The following is a 16,438-nucleotide window of genomic DNA, read 5'->3' as shown; positions in this document are numbered from 1 at the left end:
TTCGGCAAAACTAGTTAAGCGAAAAGGTTACACCGTCCAGCGCTTTTAAACCATTAAAGAATTCGTTAGAAGCCGAAACCCGGAAACGCCGGGACAGCATCTGCACTTCCATGCGGGTTTCGGGGTCCACTACGGTCATGGTGAGCGAGCAGGAACCGGGATGGTTGTTAATGGCCTCGTTCAGGTTTAACACAAACCGGTCATCTATCTGGTCCAGTGATAGTTGCACCTTTATTTCTTTGCACATTTTATCCCTGATTTCGGTAAGAAGCTGAATGCTTATTGGCTTAAATTCAAACTGATCTTCCTGCTTCCAGCGATTCTGTACTTTCCCTTTTATGTACAGAAAACGGCCGGGTTGAATGTAGTTACCCAGTCGGACAAATTCCTCTCCCCCCAACAGCATTTCCATGGAGCCGCGGTAGTCTTCCACTTTAAAAATCATGAAGGGATTCCCATTACGGGAAATTCGCTCCTGCGCACTGGTCACGATGCCGCCCACACTGATTTCTTTTCCGAAGAAAACCGGATTTCGTTCCCCTTCGGGAATCTCCATGACGCGGTCGAGGGTGCAGTTACAGAAGTTGTCCAGTTCAATCCGAAAGGTATCCAGCGGATGCCCCGAGATGTAAAACCCAACTACATCCTGTTCAAATCGCAGTTTCTGAATATCACTCCACGGCTCCACCTGCGCCGGTTTGGGTTTGACCATCAGGGCATCGTTTCCGCCAAACGCCCCGAACAGGGAAGCCTGACTCGAGGCTTTCTCAGCGTGGTAGTTGTTGGCGTACTTTATGAGTTTCTCAATAAAGGTGGCATTGTCGCCCTCTACCAACTCAAAGTACTGCGCGCGGTGGATGTCTTCATAGCAGTCAAAACCGCCCGCATAGGCCAGACTTTCCAGTGTTTTTTTATTTACCGTCCGTAGATTTACCCTGATTATAAAGTCGTAAATATCCGCAAAAGGTCCGTTGGCATTTCGCTCCTCTATAATGGAATCAACCGCGGCATCGCCAGTACCTTTAATTCCACCCAATCCAAAGCGAATTTCGCCCCGTTTGTTTACGTTAAACTGCCGGTCCGATTCGTTGATGTCCGGCCCAAGTACCGGCAGGCCCAGGCTTTTACATTCTTCGAGAAAAAAGGTAATCTTTTCAATGGTACCCAGCGAGCTGGTTAGTACCGCCGACATGTACTCGGCCGGATAATGGGCCTTGAGGTAGGCGGTTTGGTAGGCCACGAAGGCGTAGCAGGTCGAGTGCGATTTGTTGAAGGCGTAGGAAGCAAAGGCCTCCCAGTCCGTCCAGATCTTATCCAGTTTTTTCTTGTCGTGCCCCCGCTCTTCACCACCCTTCATGAAGTCGTTTTTCAGCTTATTGAGTATCTCAATCTGCTTTTTCCCCATGGCCTTCCGCAGGGTATCGGCCTGGCCCTTGGTAAAGCCCGCCAGCGACTGCGAGAGTAGCATCACCTGCTCCTGATACACGGTAATGCCGTAAGTATCGGACAGGTACTCTTCCATCTCGGGCAGGTCGTAGGTTATTTCTTCCAGCCCGTGTTTGCGCTTGATAAAGTTAGGGATATAGGCCAGCGGACCCGGACGGTAAAGGGCGTTCATGGCTATAAGGTCCTCAAATCGGTCGGGTTTTAACTCCCGCATGTACTTCTTCATCCCGTCCGATTCAAACTGAAATATGGCGTTAGTTTCCCCGCGCTGGAACAATTCGAAAACCTTAGGGTCGTCCAGCGGAATGGCGTCAATATCTATTTCCCGTCCGTAATTCTGTTTTATCAGGTTCAGCGCTTCCTTGATAATGGTCAGGTTGCGCAAACCCAGGAAGTCCATTTTTATTACGCCCGCGTCCTCAATTACCTTTCCGCCAAACTGGGTAATGAGCAGGTCCGAGTCTTTGGAAGTACTTACAGGAATAATTTCGGTCAGGTCGGATGGCGCGATAATAATCCCCGCTGCGTGGATACCCGTGTTGCGCACGGTACCTTCCAGCCGGCGCGCTTCCTGAATAACCTTCGCCGGCAGGTCTTTGCCGGCGGCGATGGCCCGCAGTCGTTTGACATTTTCCATCTCGTCGGGCGAGATACCTTCCTTCTTCAGCAGACTACCCTCCCCTTCCAGCGGGGCCGTAAATATACGGTTGAGGGTCATGTTGTAGGTAGGCTTATCGGGTACCAGTTTCACCAGGGCGTTGGCATCCTGAAGGGGCAGGTCCATAACCCGGGCTACGTCTTTCAGCGACGACTTGGAGGCCATGGTACCGTAGGTCACGATTTGGGCCACCTGGTTGTAGCCGTACTTTTTTACCACGTAGTCAATCACCCGCTGACGACCTTCATCGTCAAAGTCAGTATCAATATCGGGCAGTGATACCCGGTCGGGGTTCAGGAAACGCTCAAAAAGCAGGTCGTACTTAATGGGGTCAATATTGGTAATACCGGTACAGTAGGCCACCGCCGAACCCGCGGCCGAGCCCCGACCCGGCCCCACAAATACGCCGATTTCACGCGCGGCCCTGATAAAGTCGGCCACAATCAGGAAGTAGCCCGGAAAACCCATGTTCCGGATGGTATTCAACTCAAAATTTAACCGCTCTTCAATTTCCGGCGTAATCGTTTGGTACTTCTGGCGGGCTCCTTCAAAGGTCAGGTGGCGCAGGTACTCCCACTGGTTCAGTACATCGGGCGTCAATTCTTTTTTACCCGCCATTTCCGACGACGTGTGGGTCTTGAATTCGTCGGGAATCGGGAAGTTGGGCAGCATGATATCCTTCCGCAAGTCCAGCGTATCAATCTTGTCAACGATTTCATTGGTGTTGTCCAGCGACTCGGGAATGTCGTTGAACAGGGTGAGCATCTCGCTGGTGTTTTTGAAGTAGAACTGGTCGTTAAAAAAGGCGAAGCGCGACCCTTTAGGTATACCTACTTCATCGTCAAAGTCTTTGGCCGAAGGGGTACTCTGCTTATCTCCCGTATTGATACACAGCAGGATATCGTGGGCGTTCCAGTCGTCCTGGTCTACGTAGTGGGAGTCATTGGAAGCGATGATTTTCACCCCGTACTTCCGGGCAAACCGCACCAGTATCTCATTTACAACCAACTGCTCCCGTATTTCGTGGCGCTGCAACTCCACGTAGTAGTCCTTACCAAACAGGTCCAGCCACCATTTAAACTCTTTTTCTCCCTCCGCTTCGCCTTTTTTCAGGATGGTTTTAGGTACCTGGGCGCCAATGCAACAGGTAGTCGCAATGAGACCCTTATGGTACTTTATAATAAGTTCTTTATCAATGCGGGGGTACTTGCCGTACATGCCTTCCATAAAACCCAGCGAGCAAAGCTTTACCAGGTTTTTGTAGCCTTCGGCATCTTTTGCCAGCAGCAACTGATGGTACCGTACGTCTTTTTGTTCTTTGGTAAACTGCCGTTTGTGGCGGTCTTCCACCACATAAAACTCACAGCCGACTATAGGTTTTACGCCCTGCTTATTGCCCTCGGCCACAAATTCAAACACGCCAAACATGTTACCATGGTCGGTAATGGCCACCGCCGGCATATTGTCGGCTTTGGCTTTTTTGAAAAGCTTTTTAATATCAGCCGCTCCGTCGAGCAACGAAAACTGGGTGTGGCAGTGTAAATGAGAAAATTGCATTGATTAGGTACTTATGGTGTAAGCTATTAGCTTTTTTAGTATAAAACGTTCAACTGTATCATTCAGCATATAGGCCCTACTCCTCCTGGGGTTCGTCGAAGAATATGTAATTCAGGAATTCGCAGTAAGGCTTGATGAGAACCACTCCCTTCATTATTTCCTGCACAAAGCCTTTTTGCTGCACTTCCTTATCGCTGAAATAGTGCATAAAGAACAATTGCTTTCGTCTTAGTAGTTCTATTTCGGGATGTTCTTTTGCGTACCCTTTGGGCGCGGTTTTCGTGGATTCACCCCATACCTCCGGAAAGTAGGTCTGGAATGCTTCCGCATGAATAATCTTTTTCAGTTCGCCGGCATTGTAGTCTATCTCCTGGCGGTACTTCGCCAACTGCTGGGGCGTAGGATTCCACATACCAGCCCCAATAAACGACTCTCCCCCCGGTTGAATATGCAGGTAGTAGTCGGTGCGGCCCGACTTTCGACCACCCGGCCCAATGGCGGCACTCAGCCAGTTTTTGTAGGGCGTTTTATCCTTTGAAAAGCGTATATCCCGGTTTATTCGGAATATACAGTCCTTGGCCTGGGTGTTCCCCAGCTCTTCCAGGGTTTTAACCTCCGTCAAAAGCGCATCAACTGTACTCTCAAAATCTTTTTTTGCGGCTTCAAACCGCTTTTTATTTTCCTGAAACCACTCCCGGTTATTGTTCTCGCTCAAATCACGCAAAAAATGGAGCGTAGTTGCCTGAATCATTCGTAGTACTGGATAAAGAAGAAGCGCATGGCAGAAATGCAGGTACCGGGGGTACCAAAGTCCTTAGCTGCTGCAAATGAGCCTTCTAATGATTAATCACGATTTTCATTTCAAATATTGGCTCAATTTAACGAATTTTAGGGCTTCGAATGGAATCTAACCGAATAAATCTTCCTCCCATATGGCACGAATCCTCACCGGCATCCAGAGCAGCGGCAGGCCCCACTTAGGTAATATCCTGGGCGCCATTCAGCCGGCCATCGAGCTATCCAGAGATCCTCAGAACGAGTCTTTCTTTTTCATCGCTGACCTGCACTCACTGATCACCATTAAAGAGGGTTCGCAGCGTGAGGAGTATATCCGCGCCATAGCCGCTACCTGGCTGGCCTTTGGCTTTGATACGGACCGTAATGTTTTCTGGCGGCAGTCGCGGGTTCAGGAGCATACCGAGCTGGCCTGGTACCTTAGCTGTTTCACACCTTTTCCCATGCTGGCCAACGCGCATTCCTTCAAGGAAAAATCGGAGCGGCTTTCCGACGTCAACGCCGGACTTTTTACGTACCCTGTTTTACAGGCGGCCGACATCCTGCTCTACGACGCCAATATAGTACCCGTAGGAAAAGATCAGAAGCAGCACCTGGAAATGACCCGTGATATAGCCAGCGCGCTGAACCGGCAGGTGGGTAAGGAAGTACTTGTACTGCCCGAATCACGAATTGACGAAAAACTGATGGTAATACCGGGGCTGGACGGGCAGAAAATGAGTAAGTCGTACCACAACTATATTGATATTTTCCTGCCGGAGAAGGACTTGCGGAAAGTAGTCATGAAAATTGTTTCTGACTCCACCCCCTTGGAAGAGCCCAAGAATCCGGATACAGACATTACCTACCAATTGTATTCCTTACTAGCCACCGAGGCGGAAGTGGCCCAAATGCGGCAGAACTACCAGAACGGAGGCTACGGGTACGGTCATGCCAAACAGGCCTTGTACGAACTGTTCATGGAGAGTTTTGAGGAGCCCCGTCGCATTTATAACTACTACATGGAAAATCCGGGCGAGTTGGAACGCAAACTGGAAGAAGGTGAAGAAAAGGCCCGGCAGATTGCCCGAAATACCATAAGCCGGGTACGCCAGGCGCTGGGCTTCGGTTCATGACTACCCTACTGGAAGCCATCGGGCAGGCCGACCAGCGCCTTTTTTTGGCGCTGAACGGGTGGCATACGCCCTGGGTCGACCGGATCATGGACCTCGTAACCTTTAAATTTACCTGGATTCCTCTGTACCTGTTCCTGATTTATAGTCTGGTCAGGAAGTACCAGAGGCGTTCCATTGGAATGGTACTTACCCTCATTTCCGCCATTGCCCTGGCCGACCAAATAGCATCCGGCCTGTTCAAACCGTTTTTTGCCCGGTTGCGGCCCTGCCACGACCCGGACATCAGTTCGGTGGTACACGTAATAAATGGCTGCGGCGGACAGTACGGCTTTGTTTCGTCCCACGCCGCCACGGCCTTCGCGCTGGCTGTAACGTTTCAGGTACTTACGTCCAGTGAGTTGAAAGGGGCGGGTTGGCTGTACCTGTGGGCCATCATTTATGCATTCAGCCGAATCTACGTAGGCGTCCATTATCCGGGCGATTTGGTGGTGGGAGCCCTGGTGGGTTGCCTAGCCGCGGCGGTATGTATCCTGATTTACAAAAATGTTTTACAGCGAAAGCTGTCATAATAATTTGATTTTCTTTATTTTTGCGGAAATTTTCTCGTAGCCATGGGCTCTATTAACACAGTTAAAATTTTCTCCGGAAGTCAGTCGGAATATTTGTCGAAGGATATTGCCCGCTATTTTGGCAAAGACCTGGGAGGGTATACTCTCCGCAAATTCAGCGACGGAGAACTTTCACCTAGTTTTGAAGAATCTGTTCGTGGTTGTGACGTTTTCCTGATTCAGTCTACGTTTCCGCCTACCGACAGCCTAATGGAGCTGCTGCTGATGGTAGATGCCTGTCGCCGGGCCTCCGCCCACTACGTAACGGTAGTTATTCCCTACTTTGGGTATGCCCGTCAGGACCGGAAGGATAAGCCCAGGGTACCTATCGCGGCCAAACTCGTGGCTAATTTATTGTCGGCCTCGGGCGTGGACCGGCTGATGACCATTGACCTGCACGCGGGCCAGATTCAGGGCTTTTTTGATTTCCCGGTGGACCACCTGGAAGGTACTACGGTACTGGTTCCCTACATAAAAGAACTTAACCTGGATCGCCTGCTCATTGCCTCACCCGACGTGGGAGGCGCTGCCCGGGTGAGGAACTTTGCCAAAATGCTCAATGTTGATATGGTTCTTTGCGATAAACACCGCAAAAGAGCCAACGAAATTGCCTCCATGCAGGTCATCGGGGACGTTGAAGGAGCCGATGTGGTACTGGTAGATGACCTCATTGACACGGGTGGTACCCTATGTAAGGCCGCCGAAATCATTCTGGAAAAAGGAGCCCGTTCGGTCCGGGCCATTTGTACTCATCCGGTCATGTCCGGAAATGCGCACGAAAACATTGCTAACTCCGTTCTGGAAGAGTTAATAGTTACCGACACCATACCCCTTAGAGAAAATAACCATAAAATACGGGTGATATCAGTCGCGGAGTTATTTGCCAAAGCGATTGGCCGTATCCGGGACCACGATTCTATTAGCTCACTATTCATAAATAATCAATAGTACCATTTTTATTTATTAACATTCATTTATTTTTATCTAATTCAAATTATGAAAAAATTAGAGATTGTAGGGTATAAAAGAGCGAATCTCGGCAAGTCTGAATCTCAGGACCTGCGTGCTCAGGGTTATATTCCATCAGTATTGTACGGAGGAAAAGATCAGGTTCATTTCTATGCGCCCTCCATCCTTTTCCGTGAATTGCTGTATACTCCCGATGTATTTGAAGTAACTCTGAATATCGAAGGCGATATTTTTACGGCCATTTTGCAGGAAACTCAATTCCATCCGGTAAACGACAGTCTGCTACACGCCGACTTTCTGGAAATTGTGGAAGGAAAAGAAATAAAGGTAGAAGTACCTGTTAAGTTAACAGGAGCTTCAACCGGAGTAATGAAAGGTGGAAAACTTAACCTAAAATTGCGTAAATTGCGTGTACAAGGTTTGGCTAAGAACATTCCTGACTATATTGAAGTTGATGTAACTACGCTTGACCTTGGCAAATCAGTGAAGGTGAGCGCTATTCAACCTGAGGGCTACGTTATACTAAGCCCTTCCAGCAACCCGGTTGCTTCGGTTGAAATCCCACGGGCACTTCGTGGACAGTTACGTGGATAGTAATTTATTTTTCATGGCTAATAGATGCAAACGTGCCGACCATTGGTCGGCATATTTGTTTTATAACTCCCCCAACTACCGCGCTCCCTTTTTTCTGGCACTATTCTCTGCTAGCTCTCCCATTTAGTTGAATTCCCTCAGCTTCCTTCCCATCCATTTCGCTCTCTAAGAATTAGGTAGAGCAGCGGTGGCACGACTATTTATAGACTATGTTCCTCAAGGGCGGACTCTCCCACCAGATTTATATAGTATAAATTTACTAAGATCTGGATTTCCAGCACTACATCTGTCCAGTGTCTGGTTGAAAACAGTTTTTGCTGGTACTTGTTGAGATGTAATGACGGTACATCCTTGTTGTACTTTCCGTGTACCTAAACTAAAACCTACCAACTCACTAAACTAATGGGAAAAAATTTCAGCAATATCGCCGCCGAACCCGCGGGAGTTGAAACCAAAAAGAATGTTATTGCCTATCCGGGTAACCCCTACCCCCTGGGAGCCACCTGGGATGGCGAAGGAGTAAATTTTGCAGTATATGCCGAGAATGCCCAGGGCGTTGAACTTTGTTTGTTTGATAGCACCGAGGCTGAAAAAGAATCGGTAAGGGTAAAAATGATGGAGCGCACCCACCACGTGTGGCACGTATATATGCCCGGTTTGAAACCTGGCCAACTGTACGGATTTCGCATGCACGGCCCTTATGACCCTGCCAATGGTTACCGGTTCAATCCGAACAAATTGTTGATAGACCCTTACGCCAAGGCCATATCCGGAACCATAGAGTGGAATGAATCCCTGTTTGGCTATGATGTTGGCAATCCGGACGAAGACCTGAACATGAGTGAATCCGACAGTGCTCCTTATATTCCAAAATCGGTAGTTATTGACCCGAATTTTGATTGGGGAAAAGATAAAGCGCCCCGGATACCCTACCACCGTACGGTAATTTACGAAACACACGTAAAAGGTTTTACCAAACAACACCCCGATATACCCGAAAACATCCGGGGAAGCTACGCGGCAATTGGTCATCCGGTAACTATTAAGTACCTGAAAGAATTAGGAATTACCGCTATTGAGTTACTGCCGGTACACCATTTTATTACCGATTGGCACCTCAAGGAAAAGGGGCTGACCAACTACTGGGGCTACAACTCAATCGGCTTTTTTGCTCCGGATGTCCGCTACTCAAGCAGCGGTACCCTCGGTGAGCAGGTGACCGAGTTCAAAAATATGGTGAAAGAACTTCACAAAGCGGGTATTGAGGTAATTCTGGACGTGGTATATAACCATACCGGTGAAGGGAACCACATGGGGCCAACGCTTTCCTTCAAAGGGATTGATAACGGCTCCTACTACCGGCTGGTCGAGGAAGACAAACGTTTCTATATGGATTATACCGGTACGGGAAATACCCTGAACGCCCAGCTTCCCAGCGTACTCCGCTTGATTATGGACAGCTTGCGGTACTGGATTCTGGACATGCACGTGGATGGCTTCCGTTTTGACCTGGCTTCCACCCTCGCCCGTGAGCTGCACGCGGTTGACCGGCTGGGTTCGTTCTTTGATATTATCCATCAGGACCCCATTATTTCGCAGGCCAAACTAATTGCCGAACCCTGGGACGTAGGCGAAGGGGGCTACCAGGTTGGTAACTTCCCACCGGGCTGGGCCGAATGGAACGGCATGTACCGCGACTGTATGCGTGACTACTGGCGCGGTGAAAACAGTATGCTGGCCGAATTTGCGATGCGCTTTACGGGTAGTTCGGACCTGTACGAAGGTGATAACCGTCGGCCCACCGCCAGTGTCAATTTTATTACGGCCCACGACGGATTTACCCTGAACGACCTGGTTACCTACAACGAAAAATATAACGACGCAAACGGTGAGGATAATAACGACGGCGAAAGCCACAACCGGTCCTGGAATTGTGGCGTGGAAGGCCCCACCGACGACCCGGAGATAATTGACCTGCGTAACCGCCAGAAACGTAACCTGCTGGCTACGATGTTCCTGTCGCAGGGTGTACCCATGCTGGTAGCGGGGGATGAAATAAGCCGTACCCAGGGAGGTAATAACAATGCCTACTGCCAGGATAACGAAATATCGTGGCTGGACTGGGAGAATGCCGACAAAGACTTGCTGGCCTTTACCCAAAAGCTTATTGCCCTTAACCGAAACCACCCGGTCTTCTGCCGTCGTCGCTGGTTTCAGGGGCAGCCTATTAAAGGTACCGGCGTAGAAGACATCGCCTGGTTCCTACCGGAAGGTACTGAAATGAATGAGGAGAACTGGTCCCACGATTTTGCCAAATCCCTGGGGGTTTTTCTTAATGGACGCGGACTGCGGTCAGTAGGTTCTAAAGGTGAGCAAATCCTGGATGATTCTTTCTACGTGATTTTCAATGCCCACTATGAATCGCTCGAATTCAAATTGCCGACCGAAAAGTACGGAAAGGAGTGGATAAAAATCCTGGACACCAGTGAAAATAAAGTGGATGAAGAAGGTGAAACTTTTAAGCCGGAGGACACCCTCACAGTCAAGAGCCGCTCAGTGGTACTTTTAAAATTCCCCTTCCAAAGATAAGCTTATGAATCAACTGGATAGTAGTAAAAGAACCCTGGGTGTTACGTTTAACACCCAGGGTCAGGCGGAGGTATATGTCTGGGCCCCAAAGGCAGAGAAAGTAGCCATCCGACTCTCCCGGGACAAAAAAAACATCTCTTTGAGCAAAGGGGAAATGGGATACTGGCAAACCACCAGCCCGGACATACAGCCCGGCGATGCCTATAAAATAGTACTGGACGGTACTGAACGCCCCGACCCGGCCTCCCTGGCCCAGGAAGATAGCGTACACGGAAATTCGGTAGCAGTAGATGTAAATCAGTTTGAGTGGACTGACGGCCAATGGAAGAATATTCCGCTCGAAGACTACATCCTGTACGAGCTGCACACGGGTACATTTACGCCCGAGGGTACCTTTGCGGGTCTGGAACAAAAACTGGACTACCTGAAAGAGCTGGGGGTCAATGCCATTGAAATCATGCCGGTGGCCCAGTTTCCCGGTTCCCGCAACTGGGGTTACGATGGAGTGCTACCATTTGCTACCCAGAATTCCTACGGAGGCGCGGAAGGACTACAGCATCTGGTCGATGTTTGTCATAAAAAAGAGATTGCCGTAATCCTGGATGTGGTCTATAACCACATGGGCCCCGAAGGCAACTACCTAAACGACTTTGGCCCCTATTTTACCGAAAAGTACAATACCCCCTGGGGGCAGGCGCTCAACTTTGATGATGCCGGTTGCGACGGGGTACGAAAGTACTTCACCGAAAACCTGTTGATGTGGTTCCGGGACTTTCATATTGATGCCGTACGCATGGACGCTGTTCATGCCATCAAGGATTTTAGTGCAACCCATATTCTTCGGGAAATGAAACAGTGTGTTAATCAACTGATGAAGGAAACCGGTCGCACGCATTACATGATCGTGGAGCTGGACCTGAATGATACCCGCTTTATTAATCCGCTCGAGAAGCAGGGTTTTGGCATGGATGCGCAGTGGGTGGACGAATTCCACCATGCCCTCCGCGTCACGGCCGGGGGCGATCGCAATGGGTACTACGTCGACTTTGAAGGGCTATCTCACCTGGCTAAGGCCTATAAAGACGCCTACGTTTACGATGGACAGTATTCACCACACCGGGATAAAATATTTGGTATAAAAGCAGAGAATAATCCGGGCCAACAATTCATCGTTTTCTCGCAGAACCACGACCAGGTAGGTAACCGGATGCTCGGCGAGCGCACGAGCCAGCTGACAAGTTTTGAAATGCAAAAACTTTTGGCGGGTGCCGTTATGGTTAGCCCCTATCTTCCCATGCTATTTATGGGCGAAGAATACAGCGAACCCAACCCCTTCCTGTACTTCGTCAGCCACACCGACCCAGAACTGGCCGAAGCCGTTCGTAAGGGTCGAAAAGCCGAATTTGCCGCATTCCACGCCGAAGGCGAAGCGCCTGATCCCATGGCAGAAAGTACCTTCCAAGAATCGAAGCTGCAGTGGAATCTGCTTGACCAGGAACCCCACTCGACTATTTTCAGGTACTACCAAACCCTAATCAGGCTGCGTAAAGAGGTACCTGCCTTACGCCAGCTCAACCGCCATCAACTAACTGTAGAAACCAACGAAAATCAAAAAACGCTGGTACTTACCCGCTGGAATGACAATCAGCGCGTTGTTTGTCTGATGAATTTCTCAAAAACTACGCAGCAGCTCAGGCTTCCGGCCCACGCCAGTTCGTGGACCAAGTTGCTGGATTCGGCTGCTCCCGAATGGAATGGCCCAGCCGCTGCACCTGAGCAAGCCAAAGAGGCCTCGACCGTGGTGGTACAACCTGAGTCTATACAAATCTACACCAACCATGCATAATCCCGTCGCTACCTACCGGATACAGTTTCACGAGAACTTTACTCTGGCTGACGCAGAAAAACTACTCCCTTACCTCCAGAAGCTGGGGATAAGTACCTTATACGCTTCTCCCATTTTTGAAGCTACCCCCGGCAGTACGCATGGGTACGACGGCGTTGACCCGCACCGCATAAACCCCGAGATTGGTACTGAAGAACAACTACGGGATATATGTACACGCCTGAAAGAGCAGGGTATAAACTGGGTTCAGGATATTGTGCCCAACCACATGGCCTACCACCCCAACAATACCTGGCTCATGGATGTCCTGGAAAAAGGAGAGCTTTCGGCCTACGCTTCTTTCTTCGACGTAGCCTGGACCAGCCAGCTTTATAATGGCCGGATCATGGTGCCGTTTCTGGGTAGTACCCTGGAAGAGGTAATCCAGAATGGAGAGCTAAAAGTCAAGTACCAGGCCGATCGCCTACGCCTGTACCTTTCTTACTACGATTCTGATTATCCACTCAATCTCCGCTCCTATGCTACCATTTTAAATTCAGGGAAAAAGAAAAAATCCGAAGCCATCAACCAGCTCCTGGAAAAACTGGACGAAATCCATAAGGAAGATGAATCAACAGCCTTTTCCTCACGCTGGGAGGAGTTTCTGCAGCAGTTCGCTTCTCTATTGAAGAATAAAACCACCGGCTCCTACATTGAATCCTGTATTAAGGCGGTCAACCAGGACCCGGACGCGATCAGTAAAATAGCCGAAGAACAAACTTATCGCCTGTGCCATTGGCAGGAAACAGACAAAAAAATCACTTTCCGCCGGTTCTTTACCGTCAATAGCCTGATCTGTTTGAACATTCAGAATCCGGAAGTTTTTCAAACTTACCACCAGTTTATCAATACGCTGTTGCAGGACGATATTTTCCAGGGCATCCGGATCGACCATATCGATGGTTTGTTTGATCCGAGTGGCTACCTGCAGCAACTTCGGGAACTGGCCGGGGAGGAAAAATATATTGTGGTTGAAAAAATTCTGGAACCCGGGGAGGATTTACCTAACTACTGGCCCATCCAGGGAGCGACTGGTTACGAGTTTTTATCGGATGTAAATAACCTTTTTACTAATCGGGAAAGCAAAAAAAGCTTCACTGACTACTACGCCCGGCTGGTGGGCAACGAAGCCTCAGCCCACGACCAGATCCACGACAAAAAGGCTTACATTTTATTTGAACACATGGCCGGGGAGCTGGACAACCTGTACCACCTGTTTATAGAGCTTAACCTGGCGGATGAAAAGGCCTTATCCAAAGTTGACCCGGAAATACTAAAAAGGGCCATCGGTGAAGTACTTATCCAGTGTCCGGTTTACAGGTACTACGGTAACAGCCTTCCGCTGGATGAGGAAGAGACTACCGCCGTAACGGAGATTTTTAATAATATCCGTAAGAACAAAAAGGAACTGGTCCCTGGTATAAATTTGCTGGAGGAAGCCATCCTGAAAAAACCGGCCAAAGCCAAAAAAGAAGAACATAAGAACGCGCTGCTTTTTTACCAGCGGATTATGCAGTTTACCGGACCGCTCATGGCTAAGGGAGTAGAGGATACGTTGATGTACACCTATAACCGCTTTATTGGTCACAATGAAGTGGGCGATTCTCCCGAAGCCTTTGGTCTAACGCCGGAGGAATTTCACCAGAAAATGGTGGATCGTCAAAAAAACTGGCCCCTGGCCCTCAATACTACCTCCACCCACGATACCAAGCGGGGGGAAGATGTCAGAATCCGGCTCAACGTACTTACCGACCTGGCGGATGAGTGGCTGGAAAAGGTACAGGAATGGAAAAAACAATCCGGTGACCTGAAACAAAACGGAGCCCCGGACGACAACGACGAGTACCTCATATACCAAACCCTGATTGGTGCCCTGCCCATGCCGGGAGAAGACGAAGACCAGTTTGGGGAGCGGATTCAGGAGTACCTGCAGAAAGCGCTGCGGGAAGCCAAGAAAAACTCCAATTGGACTACCCCTAATGAGGAATATGAGACAGCTACCAAAGCTTTCGCTAAGGGGCTGCTGGACCAGAGCAAGCCCTTCTGGAAAAGTTTTGCGCCATTTCACCAGAAGGTGGCTGATTACGGAATTGTAAACTCCCTGTCGCAGGTGCTGCTAAAGTTTACCTGCCCGGGCGTTCCGGATGTGTACCAGGGTACCGAGTTGTGGGATTTGAGTCTGGTCGACCCGGATAACCGTCGGGCCGTAGACTACAAAAAACGTCAGCAGTGGCTGGATGACCTGGATGCCCAGGACCTCAATAAACAGGAGGAAGTATGGCAGGATTTATGGCAAAACCGGTCAAACGCCAAAATAAAACTCTGGCTGACGCACACGCTCCTCAATGAGCGGAAGCGAAACGCCGATATTTTTGCCAAGGGCGACTACCTGCCTCTGGAAGTAAGCGGCGAGTATAAAGACAATATTATAGCTTTTGCCCGCTCCTACCAGCAAACCTGTTACCTGATAGTCGTACCCCTGCACCTGGCTCAGCTTTGTAAGCAACAGGGAAAAGAGGTACTGGAGCTGGATTGGAAGGATACCACCATTACACTTCCCAAAGACATACCTACCGAATGGCAGCACCTGCTCTTAAAAACCGAGGGGACTGCTGAAAAAGAACTACCGGTTAATGGTTTGTTTACCACCGTACCAATTGCGGTATTAAAATTCAAGGCAAAGAATGAACGTGGAGCCGGAATCCTGCTCCACATTACTTCCTTACCGTCTCCTTTCGGACTGGGTGACCTGGGTCCGGAGGCCAAAGCCTTTGCGGACTTCCTGTACCGGACGGGGCAAAAGTACTGGCAGTTGTTACCGCTCAACCCTACCGAACAAGGCCAGGCGCATTCGCCCTATAGTGCTTTATCAAGCCGGGCCGGTAACCCATTGCTGATAAGTCCCGAGTTATTGGCCGACGCTGGCTTGCTCGACCCGAAGGATTTTAAAAAGTACCGGCTTCCCCAAAAAGACCAGGCCGACTACGCGGAGGCCGAACGAATAAAAACTGAACTATTTGAAATAGCCTGGAAAAATTACAAGGACGGGGAATTTGCTACCATGAAGCAGCAGTTCCTTGACTTTTGCCGACAAGAAGCCCTGTGGTTGGATGACTTCGCCCTGTTCATAGTACTGAAAGACAAAAACGGAGGAAAACCCTGGTTTGAGTGGCCTGAGGAGTTCAAGCAACGCGACAAAAAAGTGCTGGAAAAACTCAAAGCTGAACAAGCCGACCAGTTTGAGAAAACCAGGTGGCTGCAGTTCATTTTCCTTTCTCAATGGAAACGCCTGAGAACCTACTGTAATAACCGGGGGATCCAACTTTTTGGAGATATGCCCTTTTATACCAGCTACGACTCGGTTGACGTATGGGCCAACCGGGAGATTTTCAGTCTGGATAAGGAAGGAAACATGACCGGCATCGCGGGTGTACCTCCCGACTTTTTCAGTGAGGATGGTCAGCTTTGGGGAATGCCGGTGTTTGAGTGGGATGTACTCAAAAAGCAAAACTATAGGTGGTGGATTGAGCGGCTGATAAAAAACATTGAGCTGTTTGATATTGTTCGGCTCGACCATTTCCGGGCATTTGCTGACTACTGGGTGGTACCGGCCGGCGAGAAGACCGCCCGCCGTGGCGAGTGGAAACTGGGCCCCGGTTCGGAATTCTTTAACCAGGTAAAAAAAGAAATGGGCGGCCTGCCGTTCATCGCGGAGGACCTGGGCGATGTGAGTCCCATCGTGCTGGAACTCCGGGATGAGTTTGAGCTACCCGGGATGAAGGTAATCCAATTTGCGTTTGATGAAAGTATGCCCCAAAGCATTTTTATCCCCCATAATTTCACCCCTAATTTTGTCGCCTATACCGGTACCCACGATAACAACACCATTTTGGGCTGGTACAATCAGGAAGGCAAAGAGGATAAAAAACGGATGGATAAGTACCTGGGGCGGGTACTGGAAAGGGATGAAATAGCCCCGGCTATGTGTCGGATGGCCTTTGCTTCCGTTGCCAAGATTGCCATAATTCCGCTTCAGGACTTACTGGGGCTGGATGAAAAATCAAGGATGAATTATCCGGGAGAGGGAGAAGGTAACTGGCTTTGGCGGCTCAAACCCGGCCAGCTTACCAAGGAAGCTGAAAAGCAGCTGCTGGAATGGACCCGGATTTACAACCGCGATTAATTTTATTTAACTACTCAAAAAGATGAGGCCCGACCATTC

At 49.5% G+C, this 16,438-nt stretch carries 9 protein-coding genes; 7 read left to right on the top strand and 2 right to left on the bottom strand.

Annotated features, from left to right (window positions below; genetic code table 11):
* Positions 1–10: 10 nt before the first annotated feature.
* Both dnaE and VGN67_RS14735 read right to left on the bottom strand, forming a co-directional pair.
* Entirely contained in the window at positions 11–3,661 is a 3,651-nt protein-coding gene (dnaE, locus tag VGN67_RS14740) for a DNA polymerase III subunit alpha (protein WP_327487622.1), read from the bottom strand.
* Between the two features lie 76 nt (positions 3,662–3,737).
* The gene (locus tag VGN67_RS14735) at positions 3,738–4,412 is read right to left on the bottom strand and encodes a DUF2461 domain-containing protein (RefSeq protein ID WP_327487621.1); all 675 of its coding nucleotides are present in this window, start codon (positions 4,410–4,412) and stop codon (positions 3,738–3,740) included.
* Positions 4,413–4,593: 181 nt separating this feature from the next.
* On the opposite strand from VGN67_RS14735, the gene trpS reads away from it, so the two are divergent.
* From trpS to treY, 7 genes are all read left to right on the top strand, one after another.
* On the top strand, positions 4,594–5,571 hold the full coding sequence (gene trpS, locus VGN67_RS14730; protein ID WP_327487620.1) for a tryptophan--tRNA ligase: 978 nt from the start codon (positions 4,594–4,596) through the stop codon (positions 5,569–5,571).
* On the top strand, positions 5,568–6,140 hold the full coding sequence (locus VGN67_RS14725; protein WP_327487619.1) for a phosphatase PAP2 family protein: 573 nt from the start codon (positions 5,568–5,570) through the stop codon (positions 6,138–6,140). The genes trpS and VGN67_RS14725 overlap by 4 nt, the downstream gene beginning before the upstream one ends.
* Before the next feature lie 42 nt (positions 6,141–6,182).
* Positions 6,183–7,127 (top strand): ribose-phosphate pyrophosphokinase, encoded by a 945-nt coding sequence (locus tag VGN67_RS14720; protein ID WP_327487618.1) that lies wholly within the window; start codon positions 6,183–6,185, stop codon positions 7,125–7,127.
* 48 nt (positions 7,128–7,175) lie between these two features.
* Positions 7,176–7,742, top strand: coding sequence for a 50S ribosomal protein L25/general stress protein Ctc (locus VGN67_RS14715; RefSeq protein WP_327487617.1), 567 nt, complete (start codon positions 7,176–7,178; stop codon positions 7,740–7,742).
* A gap of 402 nt (positions 7,743–8,144) precedes the next feature.
* A complete protein-coding gene (gene glgX / locus VGN67_RS14710) occupies positions 8,145–10,331 on the top strand; it encodes a glycogen debranching protein GlgX (protein WP_327487616.1) in 2,187 nt (728 codons plus the stop codon).
* 4 nt (positions 10,332–10,335) lie between these two features.
* Complete coding sequence (gene treZ / locus VGN67_RS14705) at positions 10,336–12,177, top strand: malto-oligosyltrehalose trehalohydrolase (RefSeq protein ID WP_327487615.1); 1,842 nt, start codon at positions 10,336–10,338, stop codon at positions 12,175–12,177.
* Positions 12,170–16,399, top strand: coding sequence for a malto-oligosyltrehalose synthase (gene treY / locus VGN67_RS14700; RefSeq protein WP_327487614.1), 4,230 nt, complete (start codon positions 12,170–12,172; stop codon positions 16,397–16,399). The genes treZ and treY overlap by 8 nt, the downstream gene beginning before the upstream one ends.
* Positions 16,400–16,438: the final 39 nt, after the last annotated feature.

The organism is Telluribacter sp. (genome assembly GCF_035998675.1).
Classification (GTDB): domain Bacteria; phylum Bacteroidota; class Bacteroidia; order Cytophagales; family Spirosomataceae; genus Telluribacter.
The sequence above is the reverse complement of the archived record's forward strand: the minus strand, read 5'-3'. Positions and strand labels throughout refer to the sequence as shown.

Excerpts from the sequence above, each read along its gene's own strand:
- glgX (WP_327487616.1), top strand. The coding sequence starts at position 8,145 with ATGGGAAAAAATTTCAGCAATATCGCCGCCGAACCCGCGGGAGTTGAA.
- dnaE (WP_327487622.1), bottom strand. The coding sequence starts at position 3,661 with ATGCAATTTTCTCATTTACACTGCCACACCCAGTTTTCGTTGCTCGAC.
- treY (WP_327487614.1), top strand. The coding sequence starts at position 12,170 with ATGCATAATCCCGTCGCTACCTACCGGATACAGTTTCACGAGAACTTT.
- VGN67_RS14725 (WP_327487619.1), top strand. The coding sequence starts at position 5,568 with ATGACTACCCTACTGGAAGCCATCGGGCAGGCCGACCAGCGCCTTTTT.
- VGN67_RS14720 (WP_327487618.1), top strand. The coding sequence starts at position 6,183 with ATGGGCTCTATTAACACAGTTAAAATTTTCTCCGGAAGTCAGTCGGAA.
- treZ (WP_327487615.1), top strand. The coding sequence starts at position 10,336 with ATGAATCAACTGGATAGTAGTAAAAGAACCCTGGGTGTTACGTTTAAC.
- VGN67_RS14735 (WP_327487621.1), bottom strand. The coding sequence starts at position 4,412 with ATGATTCAGGCAACTACGCTCCATTTTTTGCGTGATTTGAGCGAGAAC.
- trpS (WP_327487620.1), top strand. The coding sequence starts at position 4,594 with ATGGCACGAATCCTCACCGGCATCCAGAGCAGCGGCAGGCCCCACTTA.
- VGN67_RS14715 (WP_327487617.1), top strand. The coding sequence starts at position 7,176 with ATGAAAAAATTAGAGATTGTAGGGTATAAAAGAGCGAATCTCGGCAAG.